Annotated in this window: 15 protein-coding genes and 2 tRNA genes; 5 read left to right on the plus strand and 12 right to left on the minus strand. The window is 67.5% G+C overall.

The genetic code is table 11. The features are described 5' to 3' along the window. Position 1: 1 nt before the first annotated feature. On the plus strand, positions 2-1,159 hold the full coding sequence (locus AS031_RS04215; protein ID WP_058266833.1) for a cysteine desulfurase family protein: 1,158 nt from the start codon (positions 2-4) through the stop codon (positions 1,157-1,159). Positions 1,160-1,170: 11 nt separating this feature from the next. Here the strand turns inward: AS031_RS04215 and AS031_RS04220 are convergent, their stop codons facing one another. Both AS031_RS04220 and AS031_RS04225 read right to left on the minus strand, forming a co-directional pair. Beyond that, positions 1,171-1,662 carry a GtrA family protein gene (locus AS031_RS04220; RefSeq protein WP_058266834.1) on the minus strand — a complete coding sequence of 164 codons (492 nt, stop codon included), beginning with the start codon at positions 1,660-1,662 and terminating at the stop codon, positions 1,171-1,173. A 74-nt stretch (positions 1,663-1,736) separates the two neighbouring features. Next, positions 1,737-2,414 carry a DUF1684 domain-containing protein gene (locus AS031_RS04225; RefSeq protein WP_058266835.1) on the minus strand — a complete coding sequence of 226 codons (678 nt, stop codon included), beginning with the start codon at positions 2,412-2,414 and terminating at the stop codon, positions 1,737-1,739. Positions 2,415-2,566: 152 nt separating this feature from the next. Here AS031_RS04225 and AS031_RS04230 point away from each other — a divergent pair, with 152 nt between their 5' ends. Continuing rightward, positions 2,567-3,379, plus strand: a complete 813-nt coding sequence (locus AS031_RS04230; protein WP_058266836.1) for a hypothetical protein — start codon at positions 2,567-2,569, stop codon at positions 3,377-3,379. A 70-nt stretch (positions 3,380-3,449) separates the two neighbouring features. Then, the gene (locus AS031_RS04235; RefSeq protein WP_058266837.1) at positions 3,450-4,256 is read left to right on the plus strand and encodes a transglutaminase-like domain-containing protein; all 807 of its coding nucleotides are present in this window, start codon (positions 3,450-3,452) and stop codon (positions 4,254-4,256) included. Between the two features lie 11 nt (positions 4,257-4,267). Here AS031_RS04235 and AS031_RS04240 read toward each other — a convergent pair whose 3' ends face one another. From AS031_RS04240 to bcp, 8 genes are all read right to left on the minus strand, one after another. Then, complete coding sequence (locus tag AS031_RS04240) at positions 4,268-4,735, minus strand: MarR family winged helix-turn-helix transcriptional regulator (RefSeq protein ID WP_058266838.1); 468 nt, start codon at positions 4,733-4,735, stop codon at positions 4,268-4,270. Then, entirely contained in the window at positions 4,735-5,841 is a 1,107-nt protein-coding gene (locus AS031_RS04245; protein WP_058266839.1) for an LLM class flavin-dependent oxidoreductase, read from the minus strand. Before AS031_RS04245 ends, AS031_RS04240 begins: the two co-directional genes overlap by 1 nt. A 175-nt stretch (positions 5,842-6,016) precedes the next feature. Beyond that, positions 6,017-9,265: an efflux RND transporter permease subunit gene (locus AS031_RS04250; protein WP_058266840.1), complete on the minus strand. Its 3,249-nt coding sequence runs from the start codon at positions 9,263-9,265 to the stop codon at positions 6,017-6,019. Positions 9,266-9,329: 64 nt separating this feature from the next. Next, positions 9,330-10,832: a malate:quinone oxidoreductase gene (locus AS031_RS04255; protein ID WP_058266841.1), complete on the minus strand. Its 1,503-nt coding sequence runs from the start codon at positions 10,830-10,832 to the stop codon at positions 9,330-9,332. Between the two features lie 79 nt (positions 10,833-10,911). Beyond that, positions 10,912-12,582, minus strand: a complete 1,671-nt coding sequence (locus tag AS031_RS04260) for an ABC transporter substrate-binding protein (RefSeq protein WP_082641939.1) — start codon at positions 12,580-12,582, stop codon at positions 10,912-10,914. 205 nt (positions 12,583-12,787) lie between these two features. After that, positions 12,788-13,471, minus strand: a complete 684-nt coding sequence (locus tag AS031_RS04265; RefSeq protein WP_058266842.1) for a fasciclin domain-containing protein — start codon at positions 13,469-13,471, stop codon at positions 12,788-12,790. 216 nt (positions 13,472-13,687) lie between these two features. After that, positions 13,688-13,769, minus strand: a tRNA-Leu gene (locus AS031_RS04270). Positions 13,770-13,895: 126 nt separating this feature from the next. Then, positions 13,896-14,369 carry a thioredoxin-dependent thiol peroxidase gene (gene bcp, locus AS031_RS04275; RefSeq protein ID WP_058266843.1) on the minus strand — a complete coding sequence of 158 codons (474 nt, stop codon included), beginning with the start codon at positions 14,367-14,369 and terminating at the stop codon, positions 13,896-13,898. 96 nt (positions 14,370-14,465) lie between these two features. On the opposite strand from bcp, the gene AS031_RS04280 reads away from it, so the two are divergent. After that, a complete protein-coding gene (locus tag AS031_RS04280) occupies positions 14,466-14,924 on the plus strand; it encodes a MarR family winged helix-turn-helix transcriptional regulator (protein ID WP_058266844.1) in 459 nt (152 codons plus the stop codon). A 206-nt stretch (positions 14,925-15,130) separates the two neighbouring features. On the opposite strand, the gene AS031_RS04285 is transcribed toward AS031_RS04280, so the two are convergent. Both AS031_RS04285 and AS031_RS04290 read right to left on the minus strand, forming a co-directional pair. Continuing rightward, a tRNA-Lys gene (locus AS031_RS04285) sits at positions 15,131-15,206 on the minus strand. A 289-nt stretch (positions 15,207-15,495) separates the two neighbouring features. Next, the gene (locus AS031_RS04290; protein ID WP_228379561.1) at positions 15,496-16,716 is read right to left on the minus strand and encodes a sunset domain-containing protein; all 1,221 of its coding nucleotides are present in this window, start codon (positions 16,714-16,716) and stop codon (positions 15,496-15,498) included. Between the two features lie 246 nt (positions 16,717-16,962). Between AS031_RS04290 and ilvD the strand changes: the two genes are divergently transcribed. Continuing rightward, positions 16,963-18,675 carry a dihydroxy-acid dehydratase gene (gene ilvD, locus AS031_RS04295; RefSeq protein ID WP_058266846.1) on the plus strand — a complete coding sequence of 571 codons (1,713 nt, stop codon included), beginning with the start codon at positions 16,963-16,965 and terminating at the stop codon, positions 18,673-18,675. Positions 18,676-18,792 lie beyond the last annotated feature (117 nt).

An 18,792-nucleotide genomic window follows, 5' to 3' on the forward strand; every position in this document is an offset into this window, starting at 1 on the left:
TGTGATCTTCCTGGACGCCGCAGCCACCACCCCCGTCCGCCGGGAAGTGCTGGAAGCCATGTGGCCCTTCCTGACCGGCGACTTCGGCAACCCCTCCAGCCACCACACGCTGGGGGAATCAGCAGCGACCGCGCTCGCTGACGCCCGGTCCTCCGTGGCCGGGTCCCTCGGCTGCCGGCCGGGCGAGGTCATCTTCACCTCCGGCGGCACCGAAGCTGACAACCTTGCCGTCAAGGGCATCGCACTTGCCCGGCAGGCCGCGGACCCGTCCCGGAACCGGGTGGTGATCTCCGCCGTCGAACATCCCGCCGTCGAGGAATCCGCGCGGTACCTCGAACGCTTCCACGGTTTCACGGTTGATGTGGTGCCCGTGGACGGGCAAGGACTCGTGACGCCCCAGGCACTGCGCAGCCTGCTGCGTCCGGAGACAGCCCTGGTCAGCATCATGTACGCCAACAACGAGGTGGGCACGTTGCAGTCCATCGCGGACCTTGCGGCGGCTGCGGCCGGACTCGGCATCCCCTTCCACACTGATGCCGTCCAGGCAGCGGGCTGGCTTCCGCTCGACACCGCCGCCCTGGGAGTGGACGCCCTGAGCCTGTCCGGACATAAGCTTGGCGCACCGAAAGGCTGCGGCGTGCTGTACGTGAAGGGCCGGACCCGCCTGGAACCGCTCCTTCACGGCGGCGGCCAGGAGCGCGGCCGCCGGTCGGGCACGGAAAACGTGGCCGGAGCCGTGGGCCTGGCAGCGGCCCTGGCCCTGGCCGCGGCATCGCAGCGGGAACAGGCCGCACGGGTCACCGCCCTCCGGGACACTTTCATCCGCGCCGTCCTTGCCGGAGTGCCCAACGCGGTCCTGACCGGCCACCCCGAACAGCGGCTGCCTTCCGTGGCTTCCTTCTGCTTCCCCGGCACCAGCGGCGAGTCAGTGCTCCTGGAACTCGAGCGCCAGGGCGTGGTGTGCTCCAGCGGATCCGCCTGCGCCGCAGGGTCGGATGAACCGTCCGCCGTGCTGACGGCGATGGGCATTCCCCGGGAAGTGGCACAAACGGCGGTCCGCTTCAGCTTCAGCCCCACCGTGACAGCCGGTGAACTTGACGCCGCAGGCCGCGCCGTGGCCGCGGCGGTGGCGGGTGTCCGGTCGCTGGGCGCCGGCTGACCCGGCCGGAATTACCGGTGCCGCGCCCTCCGGAAGATCCAGTGCCGGAGCATCGTGAAGCGGACAGCGGTGGCCAGGAAACCGGACAACGTGGTGGTCAGGAGCTCGTCCGCCACGGTGGCGCCGGGGTTGATCCAGTGCAGGACGCCCAGGCTGCCGCCGGTGATGACCAGCGCCACCAGGATGACCACCACACCGTTCAGGTGGTCCCTGATCCGTCGTTGCCCGCCGCTGATCTTGAACGTCAGGCGGCGGTTCAGCGCAGTGTTCAGCAAGGAGGTCAGGACCAGGGCCACCGCGTTGGCCGGTTGCGGGCCAATCCAGGGACGCAAGAGGGCGTAAAGCGCCAGGGACGCTGCGGTGCAGATGACGCCCACCCCGGTGAACCGCACGAGCTGCCGGACCACGGGATAGCGGAAGATCCCCCGGCGCCGGAGCGTGGCAGGACGCCGCTGATCCTGCGGCGTCGCTGTTGCGGCAGGCGCTGCGGTGGTGGAGTCCATCCGTCCACCCTGCCACACCCGGCCCGTGCCGCTGGACCGGGGACCGGCGCGGCGCCGCTTTCATGCCCTCCGGATCAGTACAGTTCGCCCGCCGGAATGTCCACGGCCAGCCGGTTGGAGGGGCCGGGCAGGGGGCACGCCCACGCATCGTTGTAGGCGCAGGACGGGTTGTAGGCAAAGTTGAAGTCAAGGACAAAAGTGGCGTCCGGGCCGGATCCGTTCACGCCATGGAAGGCGCCCTTGATGGTGTCCAGCAGGTACCGGCCCGCTCCGTAGGTGCCGCCGGGCGTGCCGGCGGTCGCATCCCTGAACGGCACGAAGATGCCGCCGCCGTAGCCCTGCAGCTTCCAGACGGCCAGCTGTCCCATCTCGGGCAGGTCGAAGGTGCCCAGCCGCACGAAGTTGACCACGCCGTCCGTGCCCGTTTCCACGCTCATCTCCCGGCCCGCGCCTTCCTTGGTGAGCGGGACGTGGAACCGGTAAATGGGGTCGTAGTCGGCAGTTTTCAGTCCGGAGAACTGCGCCTTGGCCGCAGGTGTCAACGCGGACGCCGGGTGTGTTGCGAACATCAGGTCCCGCTGGTGGCGCCAGTATGAATGCGCTTCCGCAGGGCTGTCCGCAGCTATCCTGCGCACGGTGTCGTAGAGGGCGAACGTCCGCAGCCTCCAGTCGGCGATGTCCAGCGCGGACATTCCCACCACATTGTCCTGGTCCGTGTTGCCCTGGTTGGTCTCCTGCTGTCCGTGCGCCATAGCTTCAGCCTAGCCGCACCCGTCGGCCGTCACGGCGGAACGTCCGACGGCGGCACGGCGGCTTTCGCGGGCAGGGCAACTGGGTGCGGGCCACCCCGGAAACGCCCCGCCGGCTGACCGGCCGGTGCGGGCCACGGCGCTACGCTTGCTGCATGGACAGGCAGGCAGGCGTGGGGAAGGGCAGTGCACGTGGCCGGATTGCGGCCCCGCTGGCGGTGGCCGCCGTGCTCCTTGCCGGCTGCAGCAGCCCGCAGTCCGGCGGAGCCGGATGGACGGCCCAGGCCGGACCGTCAACCTCCCCGCCCGCCGGTGGCACGGACGGGGCGGTTCCCTCCAACGGGGCGCCCGCGTCCGGTTCGCCGCCGGCCGTGGCGTCGACGGCAGCCACGGCCGCCACCTGGAAGACGTTCTCGGACCCGGCCAGGACCGTGAGCTTCGACCTTCCCCAGGACTGGGTGGCCCAGTCCGTCCAGCCCGACGCCGGAACCCTCCCGGGCGCACTGAAAATTGACGTCAAGAAGCCCGACGGCACCTTCATGGCCGCGCTGCGGACCGGACTTCCGCCGTCGTCCGCCGACTGCCCGGACGGCTCCCGGCGGCCCTACACCGTGATCAGCAGCGTTCCCGCGGACATGGCTGCGGGACAGGTGGCGGGCACCATCCCGCCCCGCGTCGTGTTCCGGGTGATCCAGGGCTACCGGTTCTTCGGCTCCTACGGACTCACGAATGTGGTGGGCGGAGCGGACAACCAGGCCTGCGTCCTCCGCAACATCCTTCGGGGACCCGAGGGCAAGGGCGACGTGTCGTTCGGGGACGTGGTGGACCTGAGGGCCTTCGCCCCGGACGAGAAAGTCGCTCCGGCCAAAGCCTTTGACACCCTGGGGGACGCAGCGGCGTATGCCGGCGACGGGGCGGACTTTGCCAATGTCCAGCGGATGCTAATGTCACTGGAGATCAAAAACTAGTCCCGCTGCCCGCCCCCACAGGGTGCTGGGGCGCGGCACTGCTTTCCGACGCCGACACCCCCGGAGATTCATGGAACGCTCTGTTTCCGCACGCCTGGCCTTCCGCACAGTGGCCAACACCAAGGTGGCCATGGCCATCGCAGCGTCGAGGAATGCGGGGTACGACTCGTTCGAGGAATCGCTCTCGGTGGTGGCGGGGGGAGAACAGGTTCCGCTGACGGAGGTCGCCGACCACCACGGCGGACGGTTCCACTACATGGAGTTCGCCGAACCGTCGGAGGTCACCGTGGAGTACTCGGCCACCGTCACCGGGCGGGCCGTGCCGGATGAGGTGTCGCTGGCAGACCTGATCCGCTACGTGCGTCCCAGCCGCTACGCGGAGTCGGACCGGCTGCTGCCCACGGCCTACGCCGAATTCGCCGGCCTCTCCGGCGCGGAGCTGCTGCGCGCCGTGCGCGAATGGGTCAACGGGGAACTCCGCTACATCAGCGGCTCCTCCCGCGGGACCGACGGCGCGGTGGAAACGTTGCTCAGCCGCCGTGGTGTCTGCCGCGACTTCGCCCACCTGGCCATCGCCCTGCTCCGGTCCAAGGACATCCCGGCACGGCTGGCGGCCGTGTACGCTCCCGGTTTGAGCCCCATGGATTTCCATGCGGTGGCCGAAGCCTACGTGGACGGGGCTTGGCACGTCATCGACCCCACGGGGCTCGCCCCGCGGGAATCGATGCTGCGCATTACGGCGGGCCGCGACTCGTCGGACACCGCGTTCCTGTCCACCGTGGGCGGCAGCCTGGTGCTGAACCAGCTCCGCGTCACAGCCACGGTCAATGGAGACCTTCCAGCCGAGGACCCCGCCGCCCTGGTGGCCCTGGGCTGACCGGCCGGCCGCTACCGCGGCAGCGGTCCCAGCGAGTTCCGGAGCTTGTCCGTCAACCGGCGCAGCTCCTTCTGCTCGGCGGGAGTCAACGCGGGCCCTACCAGTGCGGAGATGTCGCGGACGTGTTCGCGGCCAATCTCCTTTTGCAGCTCGCGGCCCTGGTCCGTGAGCTGCAGCAGTACCCCGCGGCCGTCCTCAGGTGCCGGCATCCGGCAGACCAGGCCGCGCTTCTCCAGCCTTTCCACCAGCCGGCTCAGGCTGGACTGGCTGAGGAGGACGTTGTCGTTGAGCTCATTCAGCCGCAGCCAGCCTGACGGGCACCGGGACAGGGTGAAGAGGACGTCGTACTCGTTGAGGGCCAGCTTCTTGAACGCCGGGCCGGCCTGAAGCTTTCGCATGACGGCCACCTGCGCCCTGAACAGCGACTCCCAGGCCTCCGCCGCCAGGCGGACCGGCGAATCGGATTTTCCGGCGGCCATCATGCCTCCGCCGTGGTCTTTTCGGCCTCCGATGCCAGCCGGGAAGCGACCCGCGAAGCGTGGGTGGGCGGTTCCGGCACCTGGGCCGGCTTGCGGTCCGCGTATTCCTTGCGCAGCACCGGGAGCACTTCCTCGCCGAAGAGGTCGAGCTGTTCCAGGACCGTCTTGAGCGGAAGGCCGGCATGGTCGATCAGGAACAGTTGGCGCTGGTAGTCGCCGAAGTACTCGCGGAAGGTAAGCGTCTTCTCGATGACTTCCTGCGGGCTGCCAACGGTCAGCGGGGTCTGGGACGTGAAGTCCTCCAGCGAGGGGCCGTGGCCGTAGACCGGGGCGTTGTCGAAGTAGGGGCGGAATTCGCGCACCGCGTCCTGGGAGTTCTTCCTCATGAAGAACTGTCCGCCGAGGCCGACGATCGCCTGGTCTGCCGTGCCGTGGCCGTAGTGCTCGTACCGCTCGCGGTAGAGCCCGATCAGCTGCTGGTAGTGCTCCTTGGGCCAGAAGATGTTGTTGGCAAAGAACCCGTCCCCGAAGTAGGCCGCCACTTCGGCGATCTGCGGGGTGCGGATGGACCCGTGCCACACGAACGGGGCGACGCCGTCCAGCGGGCGGGGGGTGGAGGTGAAGTTCTGCAGCGGGGTGCGGAACTTGCCGGACCAGTTCACGGTGTCCTCGTCCCACAGCTTCCGCAGCAGGCTGTAGTTTTCGATGGCCAGTTCCACGCCGTCCTGGATGTTCTTCCCGAACCACGGGTAGACCGGAGCGGTGTTGCCGCGGCCCAGGACCAGGTCAACGCGTCCGTCCGAGAGGTGCTGCAGCATGGCGAAGTCCTCCGCGATCTTCACGGGATCGTTCGTGGTGATCAGCGTGGTGGCGGTGGAGAGGATGATCCGCTCCGTCTGCGCGGCAATGTACGCCAGCGTCGTGGTGGGGGAAGAGGAGAAGAAGGGCCGGTTGTGGTGCTCGCCGAGGGCGTAGACGTCCATGCCGATCTCTTCGACCTTCTTCGCGATGGCCACCGAAGCCTTGATCCGCTCGTGCTCGGTGGGGGTGCGGCCCGTGGTGGGGTCCGTGGTGATGTCGCTGACGCTGAAAACACCGATCTGCATGATGTGCCTTTCCGTTCCTGGGCTTCGTGGCTTGCATCCACTCTACTCCAAATTAGATGCATTTGCATCTATTGTGTCCGGTGTAACGCCTGGGCCTGCGGAATATTCCCGCCTTAAACCCGCAGGGCCCGCACCGTTCAATGGTGCGGGCCCTGCGGTCCGGAAACAGCTGCTGCTACTCGGGAGCCCCGGGGGCGGCGCGGCGGCCGCTGACACGCGGCACTTCACCGGTGGTCCAGTCGCGGAACTCGGCGTCGACATCCGATGCCGGCCCAAACTCCGGCCGCTCGTGCAGCTGGCGGCGCAGGGCTTTCTTCTCCCGGCGGCCCTCCACCAGCCGGTAGAGCACCGGAACCAGGATCAGGGTCAGCGCGGTGGAGGAAACCAGGCCGCCGATCACCACCACCGCCAGGGGTTGGGATATGAAGCCCCCGCCGCCGGTTAGGCCCATCGCCATCGGCGTTAGGGCAAACACGGTGGCCAGCGCCGTCATCAGGATGGGCCGCAGGCGCTGCCGTGCTCCGTGACGGATGGCTTCCTCGACGTTCATCCCGGGCAGGGTTGTCCCGGCGGGGCCGGTCCGTGGCTTCCGGTACTGGTTGATCAGGTCGATGAGCACAATGGCATTGGTGACCACAATGCCCACCAGCATCAGCATGCCGATCAGGGACGGCAGGCCGAGGGGGACGCCCGTGACCAACAGCAGCGCCACGGCGCCGGTGGCTGCGAAGGGCACCGAGACCAGCAGGATCAGCGGCTGCACCAGGGATTTGAAGGTGGCCACCATGATGACGTAGACGATGGCGATGGCCGCCAGCAGGGCCAGGCCCAGCTGCCGGAACGACTCTGCCTGCTGGGTGGTGGCACCGCCGATTTCGGCAGTGACACCGGGCGGCAGCTGCACGTCCGCCAGCCGGCCCTGGACTTCGGTGCTGAGGGCCCCCAGGTTTGATCCGGACGGCGTCACCGACACCTTCGCCGTGCGCTGGCCGTTGCTGGCCGTAATCGAAACCGGTACCTCCACCTGTTCCACGGACGCGATGCTGCCCAGTGTCACCGGCCGCCCTGCAGCAGGCAGCGGGATGTTGCGGACAGCTTCGATGCTGGTGAACCTGGTTCCCTGGCCGATCCGGACCGGGTAGTCGTTGGTGTCGATCCGCACCGTGCCGGCGGGCACGGGGCTGATGGTCGCAGCGAGGACTCCGGCCACCTGTTCTTCGTTGAGGCCGGCGGCCACGGCCTTGGCGCGGTCCACCTTGACCTGGACCACGGGCTGGCTGGCAGCGAGGTTGGTCTCCACCTCGCTGGCTCCGGGGACATCCGCCATTGCAGCGACCATCGCATCACTGGCCTTCTGCAGGTCGGCGGTGTTGGCGGCTTTCAGGGTGATGTCCACCGAGGAGGAGGTGCCGAAGCCGCCCTGCTGGGTACCCACGGAGATCTTGCCGGAATCCGGGACCTTGGCCAGTTCCGTCCGGACGGTGTTCTGGAGCTCTGCCTGGTCGGCCTTCTCGTCGGTGACCACTGTAAAGGTCGAGTTCGACGAACCGGACGACACCAGGGCGGCAAACCCGGCCTGGGCATTGCCGGAGGTGACCTGGACGTCCTTGATGCCATCGATGCCGCGCAGCACGCCCTCGAGGCGGACGGCAGCGGCACTGGTGCCCGCCAGGCTGGTCCCGGCCGGCAGCACCTGGCGCACGGTCAGGCTGTTCTGTCCGGAGTTGCCCAGCAGGTTGGTGGCCAGCAGGGGTGTCATGGCGGCGGTGGCGCCCAGGATCAGCACCGCGGCCACCAGCGTGATCACGGGGTGCCTCTGCGTCTTGGTGAGGACGGGCAGGTAGCCGCGCTGGAGCAGGCTGCGCTCCTCCTTTTCCTGGGCCTCCGCCCGGGTAGAGGCTGCCGTGGACGGTTTCGCCGGTGATGCCGCCGGCGCCGGGCCGGTCGCCGCAGCAGGGCTGCGGAGGAACCAGTAGGCCAGCACGGGAACGATGGTGAGCGACACCAGGAGCGAGGCAAGCAGGGCGATGGTCACCGTCAACGCGAAGGGCCGGAAGAGCTCGCCGGCCAGTTCGCCCACGAACGCGATGGGAAGGAACACGGCCACGGTGGTCAGCGTGGATGCGGTGATTGCTCCCGCAACCTCACGGATGGCAGTAAGGATGGCTGTGACCTTGTCCTCGCCGTAGGTGAGGTGGCGCTTGATGTTCTCGATCACCACGATCGAGTCGTCCACCACGCGGCCGATCGCGATGGTCAGCGCGCCCAGGGTGAGGATGTTCAACGAATAGCCGGTGGCGGACAGGCCGATGAAGGTGATCAGCAGGGAGAGCGGGATGGACACGGCCGTCACCAGGGTGGACCGGGCCGAGAGCAGGAACACCAGGATGACGGCGACGGCGAAGCCCAGCCCCAGCAGGCCCTCGGTGGTGAGGTCCTTGATGGATTTCTCAATGAACGGCGCCTGGTCGAACACCGGGGTGAACTTGGCGTTGGAGCCCAGTTCCGCCTCCAGGTCGGCCAGGCTGTCGCGGACGGCATGGGAAATCCCGACGGTGTCCCCTTCGGGCTTCTTGGTGATTGAGACGGCCAGGGTCTCCTCGCCGTTCGTGCGGGTGATTGACGTCCGCTCGTCGTCCTTGATGGACACGTCCGCCACCGAGCCGATGGTTGCGCCGTCCCTGGCTCCGGTGACCGGGAGGGCCTTGACGGCGTCGAGGGAATCCACGGGGCTGCCGATCTGGAGGGAAAGGGTCTTGCCCTGTTCCTCCAGCGTTCCGGCCGGGACCAGCGCCCCGTTATTGCTGAGGGTGTCGCGGAGCGAGCCGATGGTGGCACCGGCTGACGCCATCGCATCATTGCGGGGAAGGATCTCGATGTGCTGGGTGGCGCCGCCGGTGACGTCGGCGCCCCGTACGCCGTCGATCTTCTGCAAACGGGGAACGCTCAGCCGCTCCAGGTCCGCGTTCAGCTCGCTCAGCGGCTTGTCGGAAGAGACCGCCAGGAACACGATGGGAAAATCACTGATGCTGCCCGCGATGGCCTGTGGCTGGACATCGGCCGGCAAGGAACGCTTGGCATTCGAGATGGCCCGGTCAATCTGGTTGCGGGCGCGGTCCAGATTGGACCCGTAGGTGAACGCCAAGGTGATCTGGGATACGCCGTTGCGGGACGTGGAAGACGTGGATTCCAGTCCCTCGACGCCGTTGAGCGCCATTTCCAGCGGGCCGCTGACCTGTTTGTCCACCACCTCGGGCGAGGCTCCCGGCATGGAAGTCAGCACCGTGATCTGCGGGAACTCGATGGACGGGATGAGCTCCTGCTTCAGCGACGTCATGGTGATGACACCGAAGACGGACGCGAAGATGGTGATCAGGGCGATCAGGGCCCGGTTCGCCAGGGACAGGTGGGCCAGCCGGAACATTGCATTGACTCCTCGGGGTTAAGTGCGGCTCGTGCCCGGGAGCCGCCGGCCGGCCCCGGAGGGGTCAGCGGCCCGCGGACACGCTCTCCAGCTGGAGGGACTTCGCCGTTGCGCGCTCGAGCTCCGCGGCCAGGTCCGGATTCTCATCCAGCTTGACCCCATAGCCGGGCATCATGTCCTTCAGCTTGGACTGCCAGCCCTTGAAGTTCTTCGGGAACGTCTTCTGCAGCAGCTCAATCATGATCGGTACAGCGGTGGAGGCACCGGGCGACGCGCCGAGCAGCGCGCCGATGGAGCCGTCGCGGCCGGCGATGACTTCCGTTCCGAACTGCAGGATGCCGCCCTTGTTCGGGTCCTTCTTGATGATCTGTACACGCTGGCCGGCGGTGATGAGTTCCCAATCACCGCCCTTGGCCTCCGGGTAGTACTCGCGGAGCGCTTCGACCTTCTGTTCGTGTTTCTTCACCACTTCCTTGACCAGGTAGGCGGTGAGGTCCATGTTGTCCTTTGCCACGGCCAGCATGGGGATGATGTTGCCCGGCCGGATGGACAGTGGCAGGTCCAGGTAGGAGCCGTTCTTCAGGAAGTTGGTGGAGAAGCCGGCGTAGGGTCCAAACAGAAGGGACCGCTTGCCGTTGACGAACCGGGTGTCCAGGTGGGGTACGGACATGGGCGGTGCGCCCACGGACGCCTGGCCGTAGACCTTGGCGCTGTGCTGCGCCGCGATCGTCTCGTCCGTGCAGCGGAAGAACTGCCCGGACACGGGGAAACCGCCGTAGCCCTTGCTTTCCGGGATGCCTGAAGCCTGGAGCAGGTGCAGGGCACCGCCGCCGGCGCCCACGAAGACGAACTTGGCGTGGATCCGGCCGTGTTCACCGGATTTGGGGTATTTCAGCGTGAGGTCCCAGCCGCCGTCGGACGCGCGGGAGATGCCGGTGACGTCGTGGCCGTAGTTGATTTCGACGCCGTTGTTCCCCAGGTAGGTGGTCAGCTCGCGGGTGAGTGCGCCGAAGTCGACATCGGTGCCCTCGGCGGCGCGGGTGGCGGCGATCTTCTGCTGCGGGTCGCGGCCCTTGACGATGAGCGGGGCCCACTTGGCGATCTGGCCGTGGTCCTCGGAGTACTCCATGCTCCGGAACAGCGTGTGGGGCTTGAGGGCTTCGTAGCGGGTCTTCAGGAACCGCGTGTGGTCGTCGCCGATGACGAAGCTCATGTGCGGGACGGTGTTGATGAAGCCCTTGGGCGAGCCGATGAGGCTGTTGTCCACCAGGTGGGACCAGAACTGGCGGGACAGCTGGAACTGCTCGTTGATGAGCAGTGCCTTGGCAGGGTTGACCGAGCCGTCTTTGGCTGCGGGGGAGTAGTTGAGCTCGCAGAGGGCTGCGTGGCCGGTTCCTGCGTTGTTCCACGGGTCCGAGCTTTCAAGCCCGGGGTGGTCCAGGCGCTCGAACAGGGAGATGGTCCAGTTGGGCTCCAGCTGCTTGAGGAATGCCCCCAGCGTCGCGCTCATGATGCCGCCGCCAATCAGGACGACGTCGGCATGTGGGGTCTTGGAAATGAAGGTCACGATCAGTCTCCGATTGCAGCGGCTCTGGCTGTCACAGAATATCCCCGTCCAGCCCACATACTGAAATTGGGCCGCTCCGTCAAGGCTTTAGCTGCACCTTCGTGAAAACTTCACTTAAGACCGGAGAGGCGGGATAGCTCAGGACCCGGTCGGACAAGGCCAGGGCGGAGATCGGGAAGGCAATGGGCACCGCGGGTACGGTGTCGGCGATCTGGGCGTTGATGGAGCGGTACAGGGCGTCCCGCTCCTCGCCCTCGGGCAGTCCGCGGGCGCGGTTGATCTTGGAGAACACCTGCGGATCCTGGTAGCCGAATTCGCCGTTCTTTTCGCCGAAAAGCGGCCCGACGAAGTTGTCCGCGTCGGAGTAGGACCCGTTCCAGCCCAGCAGGTGCAGGGCGTGGTCACCTGGAGACTGGACCTTCTGCAGGTAGCCGTCCGCCCAATCCACGGGCACGGGGCGGATGTTGAACCCCGCGGCCGTGAGTTGCCTGCTGACTTCGGCGTAGACCTTTTCCGGTGTCGGCAGGTAGGGGCGGGTGACGTTCAGGGGGTAGTAGAACTTGAGTTCCTCGCCGGCGTAGCCGCCTTCCTTCAGGTATTCCTTGGCCTTGGCGGGGTCGTGGCCCAGCTCGGGGGCGTCGTTGTTGAATCCGCTGATCTTGGGTGGAACGAACTGGGTCGCCTTGGCCGTGTTGTCGATGAAGAACCTGCGGATCAGCGTTTCCTTGTCGGTGGCCAGCTCGATGGCCTGCCGGACCTTGAGGTTCTGCAGCACGGGGATGTCCTGGTTGATGCCCACATACATCACCGAGAACGGATCCCGCTGCACAATTTGCTTTCCGCGCTTGACCAACTGGTCGAAGTTGCCCACCGTCACGGCGTCATAACCGTCAACCCTGCCGTCCAGCAGGGCCTGCAGCCGCGTGGTGGGGTGGTCGTAGGCCAGGAAATTGAGGGTGCCGATCTGGCCCCGGTCACCCCAGTACCGCGGGTTGGAGGCAAGGGTGACGCTCTGGTCGTTCCAGGATTTGAAGCTGAACGGGCCGGTACCCACCGGCGCGGAGCCGAAGGCGGAGATGGGCCGGCCTGCACGGGCCTGGTCCAGTACGTCGGCCTTGCCGGCCGCCAGGGCTGCCGGCGAGGCGATGGCGAAGGCGGGCAGGGTCAGGGCCTGCAGGAACGCAGTGAAACGCTGGGTGAGGTCGATCTGGACGGTGGCGGGATCCACGGCCGTGCAGCTCTTGAAGATGGACAGCGCCGCTTCGTCTGAGTGGGCCTTGAAAACGCCCTTGAAGGAGCTGCCCGGCGCCTGCCTGCGCAGCTCGGCCGTGAAGCCGAACCAGCGGTTGAAGTTGGCCACCACGGCGTCGGCGTTGAAGGGTGTGCCGTCCTGGAAGGTGACTCCGGTGCGGAGCTTGAAGGTGTAGGTCCGGCCCTCGTTGGATTCGCTCCACTCGGTGGCCAGCAGCGGCGTTGGCTTGCCGGTGGTCTGGTCCACCCCCACCAGGCCTTCGAGGATCTGCCGGGTGATGCGCTGTGATTCGACGTCGCTGGACAGCGCAGGGTCCAGGCCCAGCGGCTGGGCTGCCGTGCCGAAGTTGAAGGTGGCTGTGGGCTCGGACGGCCCGTCCGAGTCTGGGGACCCCGACGACGGTGATGGCGCCGGAGCGCCGGTGCAGGAGCTTACGCCCCACGCCAGGAAGGCGGCGCCGGCAGCGAGCACCGTCCGCCGCGATGTACTGCTGGTCACCCGAATATCACCCCTGGATCATGCCGGCCCCGCCGGTTGCGGGCCGGGACATAGTCTAGTGGACCGGCCGCAAGGCGCCCGGTCCGGTCAGGAGGACAACGCACGGGCCGGTGCCTTCGTGCCGGGGGCGGGTCCAACGCGCCAAAGCCGGGCCCGCTGTCGCGGGCCCAGCTTTGGGGTTTTGGGCCGGGAGTCCGGTGCCGGATTACTTGGGCATCAGGACCGAGTCGATCAGGTAGACGGTGGCGTTCTTGGTCTTTACACCGCCGCAGATGACGTTGGCGTCGTCGACCTTGAGCGTGTCGCCGCTTCCGGTGACCGTCACGGAGCCGCCCTGGACCGTGGCGTGCGTGCCGGCGATCTTGTCGGGCGTGATCTGGCCGGGAACCACGTGGTAGGTGAGGATCTTGCTCAGGAGGGCGTCGTCGGTTTTGAGGGTTTCGATGGTGGCGGGGTCGATCTTGGCAAAGGCTTCATCCACCGGCGCGAACACGGTGAACTCGCCGCCGTTCAGGGTGTCCACCAGGTCGACCTTGGGGTTCAGCTTGCCCGAGACCGCGGACGTGAGGGTGGTCAGGAGCGGGTTGTTGGAAGCCGCCACGGCCACGGGGTCAAGGGCCATGCCTTCCACCGAGCCGGCTCCCGAGGGCACCTTCTCCGCGTAACCGGCGCAGCCCGGGCCCACCAGGTTGGCTGCCGGATCCATGGCACCTGCCGAGGCGCTGGAGCTCGCCGAGGGGGAGGGGGCCATGCTGGAGGCGGACGGTTCGGCGGAGGGAGCGGACGAGGAACCGGACGTGCTTCCGGAGCCGCCGCACGCAGTCAGGCTGAGCAGGGCGGCAGCGGCGACGCCGGCGACCGTGAAAGTTGTGCGCTTGAATGTCTGCATTGCGTTCTCCTTTGTAGTTGCTGGCCGGCCGCGGACGGGGTGTCCGCGGTAGTGGTTCAATCCGGCTGGTGGGCACCTGCGCTGTGGCTGGCGTCTCACAGTGCATTCGGGCGCCCGGCCCTTCCGGATGGGGGAAACGGTGAACTTTTTCCCGATCCACCTGCTTAAACGCGAAAATCCCCCGGCCGGAACCGGAGGATTGTCGTGTGTGACGTGTGCGCAAGGGGGGACTTGAACCCCCACGCCCGAAGGCACAGGAACCTAAATCCTGCGTGTCTGCCAATTTCACCACTCGCGCGGGATGCCCTGCCGCTGACCGCTGTGCGGAGCGCTTCGAGGGAAGCGCATGTCCGTAGAGGGTACGACGGCGGATGCCAGCTTCCATTGTAGCGGCGCCGCCGGGCCTCCACGGCAGGGCCCTCGGTCAGTCGTCGAGTTTAAGGTCCCGCCGCAGCTTGGCAACATGCCCGGTGGCCCGGACGTTGTACTGTGCAAGCTCCACCTTCCCCTCCGGATCCACCACTACGGTGGAGCGGATGAGGCCCTCGTAGGTCTTCCCGTAGTTCTTCTTTTCGCCCCATGCGCCGTAGGCCGCAGCCACTGCGTGGTCCTCATCCGAAAGGAGGGGGAAAGTCAGTTCCTCCGCGGCGGCGAACTTTGCCAGCTTGCTGACGGGGTCGGGGGACACGCCCACCACGTCATAGCCGGAGGACTGGAGGGACGCCAGGCTGTCGCGGAAGTCGCAGGCCTCCTTGGTGCAGCCCGGGGTGGCCGCGGCCGGGTAGAAGTAGATGATGGTGCGCCGGCCGGAGCGGAAGGGAACGGAAACGTCCTTGCCGGCTGCGTCTTTGAGGGTGAACGCGGGTGCTTCGGCCCCGGTAACGAGTCTTTCAGCCATTGTTTTTCTCCTGGTAGCGGGCGGGACACAACAGCCTAGTAAGCAGGAGGAATCAGTGCTAATCGGTGCTTGGCTATACTTGCTTGTATGCCTGATATGGATCATTGGCCCACGGGGCGCCTACTGTCCACCGCCGCGCGCCTCGTCGAACATTCCTGGAACGAGAAACTCGCGGCCATCGGCCTGACCCACGCCGGCGTTATCGCCATCGAGGTCCTGGCTGCCCAAGGTCCCATGACCCAGGCCCAACTCGCCCAATACGTGCGTGTCCAGGCCCAGACCATGGGCAAGACACTGAGCCGGCTCGAGGCGCACGGCCACATCGCCCGGGTCCGAAGCACCTCCGACCGGCGCAGCCATGTGGTGTCCCTGACAGAACGGGGGCAGCAGGCAGTGGCCGAGGCCGTGGAGATGGAACGGTCGGTCCTGGCGGCGTCGTCGATCGATCCCGAAGCCCTGCGCCAGGAGCTCAAGTCAGTGGTCAGGGAGCTGGCGAGCCAGTTCGCCACGACTCCCAACAATGCCGGCGCCCTGGTGGACAACCCTTCCAGCTAAGTCCTGCACAGCCCTTAACCACCAAGCGTGGCCCGGAGACCCGGGCCACGCTTTTTGTTTGCCGCCGCGCCTGTGGGTTTGCGTGCCAGGCCGATCACTGTCGGCGGGGGAGGGACCGGCCAGTCCGGCACCTGGCGTTTCTGGCCGGACCCAGACAACGCAAAAGCCCCTGGCCGGCGTTTCCGCGAGCCAGGGGCTTTCGTTGTTGGTGCACCCCCCGGGACTTGAACCCGGAACCCATTGATTAAGAGTCAATTGCTCTGCCAATTGAGCTAGAGGTGCATCTTGTTTGCTGTGGTCATCAGGCTTTTTCTTTCCCGTTGACCTCCGCAACGACATGAAACTCTACACGAACTTTTGGTGCATGTGAAATCGGGGGTGTGGGTGCTGTCCCGGCGTGTGCGCAGACGGGAAAATCCGCGTCATTCAGCGGTTTTTGGGGGCGTTGAACCTCCGGCCGGCGGCGCTTCCGGCCCCAACGGAACAGCCCGCTCCGGTGTGAATTGGAACACACAGGAGCGGGCTGTGCGGCAGGAGGGCCGGGTTGGTCCGCGGGGAGCTGGTCGGGTGCCTACAGCCGCCTGCGTCGGGGAGCGCGGAAACCTGCGGCCTCGGCGTGGGCAGCCGACTCGAACCACACCTCGGCCCGGGTCTGTTCGAACTCGGGGTGGTCTTCCTCGTAGTAGACCATCGAGCCGGCGTCGCCTTTGACTGTGAAACCGGCGGGCCCGCTTCCGTCCGCGGCGGGGGCCGCCGACCCCGTGCCGTAGGGTTCGTCTGCGGCAAGGTGTCCCTGCGGCTCCGGCGACGCGGCTGCCTCCGGGGGCGCCTGGCGGTGGTCGGCGCCGTTTTCCACCAGGGCCGACGACTGGGTCCGGTCTGCTGTCTCGGCCGCTGCACCGGCCTGGTAGGCGGGCGTGTTGCCGTCCCTGGCCGGTTCCGCCTGCTGGGCGCCGGGTTCCCCTGCCTGGGGCGCGCCGGGCTCCTCCGTGTGGGGCGCGTTGGCGACGGGCGCATGGTCCGTCGCCGGGGCCGAGATGTGGCCTGCGCCGGCGGATGCGGCCGTAGCGCCCGTCCTCCCGGCGTCGTCTGCTTCTTCCACGGCGGCCGTTTCCGCCCCCGGGAGCGTGGGGGCATGCGGCTCCGTGTACTCGGCGTGGTGGACGGGCGCCGCTGGCGGCAAGCCGTTCCCGGCGTCCGGAGATGCAGGAGCATGGTGTCCGGCTGCGGTGGACGCTGTGCCGCCGGCCTCGGACCACTGGGTTTCCCACTCCGCCTCGTCCTGCCGCCTTTGCTCAGCCCGGCGGGACCCATCGTGCGGCTCCGCCTGTTCCGTCTGTGACGTCTCTCCGGCGGGCGCCGCGTCTGCTGCAGGCCGTGCGGCCGGCTCGTCCGCCGTTGCGGGTGCCGCGGCCCCCGGTTCCTCGGCCGCGCGATGACCTGCTGTGCCCGGGCCTCCGTCTGCTTCAGGACGTTCGTCGGCCGCAGGGGTCTCTTCGGCTGTTGTCGGGGCGGCCGGCTCAGCGGGGCGGCCGAAGCCCGCCGCCGATGCAATGCCTGCGGTTCCCGCAGCCTCCGCCGAGGCCGCGGCACTGCCGCCGGAGAGGGCCCCGTCGGTCCGGACCCCCGTATCGCGGGGCGCCGGCGCAGTGCCGCTGTCCACGGACCTGCCGCCCCCCTGGTTCCTGGCGGCGTTGTTGCGGTTGACCAGCCACCACACCACGCCGATAACGACGAGTACGATGACGATCCACATGACGATGTCCACGGCAATCCCTTCACTTGGCTTCATGCTGTTCAGCCCTGACGCTACGTCGGGTCACCACTGCTGTCCAGAACCCGCTGGCCAGCACCGACGCCGGCATCGAAGCGTCCCGCGGATGATGACCGGACCCGTTCTCCGCACGGCACGCCCCTGCGGTTGCCGCCTGCTGCCGGGCGGGCCGGGAGGGCAGGGCTGCGCAGTCCGTGGAAAATTCCGGATTAGGGTGCCGCCGGGGGTGCTTTTGGCGGTGATGGCGGTCATAGACTTGCCCTCATGAGCCAGACCCAGACGGAGAACACGCCTGATATCAAACCCCGCAGCCGGGCGGTGACCGACGGCATCCACGCGACGCCGGCACGCGGCATGTTCCGCGCAGTCGGCATGGGCGACGACGATTTTGCCAAACCCCAGATCGGCGTCGCCAGTTCGTGGAACGAAATCACCCCCTGCAACCTGTCCCTGAACCGGCTTGCCCAGGGCGCCAAGGAGGGCGTCCACGCCGGTGGAGGCTTCCCCATGCAATTCGGGACCATTTCCGTGTCCGACGGCATCTCGATGGGCCACGAAGGCATGCACTTTTCCCTGGTTTCCCGCGAGGTCATTGCCGATTCAGTGGAAACCGTCATGCAGGCCGAGCGGATCGACGGCTCCGTGCTGCTGGCAGGCTGTGACAAGTCCCTCCCGGGCATGCTCATGGCCGCCGCCCGGCTTAACCTGGCCAGCGTCTTCCTCTATGCGGGGTCGATCATGCCCGGCTGGGTGAAGCTTGAGGACGGCTCGGAAAAGGAAGTCACCCTGATCGACGCTTTCGAAGCCGTGGGGGCTTGCGCCGCAGGGAAGATGAGCCGGGAGGACCTCACCCGAATCGAAAAGGCCATCTGCCCCGGCGAAGGGGCGTGCGGGGGCATGTACACCGCCAACACCATGGCCTGCATCGGCGAGGCCCTGGGCATGTCCCTGCCGGGTTCCGCGGCCCCGCCCTCGGCAGACCGCCGCCGCGACGAATTTGCGCGCAGGTCGGGCGAGGCCGTGGTCAACCTGCTGCGCAAGGGCATCACCGCCCGGGACATCATGACCAAGGAAGCCTTCGAGAACGCCATCGCCGTCACCATGGCCTTCGGCGGGTCCACCAATGCGGTCCTGCACCTGCTGGCCATTGCGCGCGAGGCCGAGGTGGAGTTGACCCTTGACGACTTCAACCGCATTGGCGACAGGATCCCCCACCTGGGCGACCTCAAGCCGTTCGGCCGCTACGTCATGACCGACGTTGACAGGATCGGCGGCGTGCCCGTGATCATGAAGGCGCTGCTCGACGCCGGCCTGCTGCACGGCGACTGCCTCACCGTCACCGGACGGACCGTGGCCGAAAACCTGGAGGCCATCAACCCGCCGGACGTGGACGGCAAGATCCTGCGCGGGCTGGACAACCCCATCCACAAGACCGGCGGCATCACCATCCTGCACGGTTCCATGGCCCCGGAAGGCGCCGTGGTCAAGAGCGCCGGCTTCGACGCGGACGTCTTCGAGGGCACCGCCCGGGTGTTCGAACGGGAACAGGGTGCCCTCGATGCCTTGGACAAGGGGCAGATCAAGGCCGGCGACGTCGTCGTCATCCGCTACGAAGGGCCCAAGGGCGGCCCGGGCATGCGGGAAATGCTCGCCATTACCGGCGCCATCAAAGGCGCCGGCCTGGGCAAGGACGTGCTGCTGTTGACGGACGGCCGGTTCTCCGGGGGAACCACGGGCCTGTGCATCGGCCACGTGGCGCCGGAAGCGGTCGACGGCGGCCCCATCGCCTTCGTCCGGGACGGCGACCGGATCCGGGTCGACATCGCCGCCCGCAGCTTCGACCTGCTGGTGGACGATGCCGAGCTCGAATCGCGCAGGCAGGGCTGGGAGCCGCTGCCCGCCCGCTACACCAAGGGCGTGCTGGCCAAGTATGCCAAGCTGGTGCACAGCGCCAGCACGGGCGCCTGCTGCGGCTGAGGCCTTCCCGATGGCTTCGGTGCGTGGCGCCGAAGCCATCGGGACCCTCGGCCTCCGCCGTATTAAGCGCTTCTGCCTTTTGCGCGTAGGCTGCGGTTAGTTGGCGTTGCGTCTTTG

Origin of the sequence: Pseudarthrobacter enclensis (assembly GCF_001457025.1) — a bacterium.
Classification (GTDB): Bacteria; Actinomycetota; Actinomycetes; order Actinomycetales; family Micrococcaceae; genus Arthrobacter; species Arthrobacter enclensis.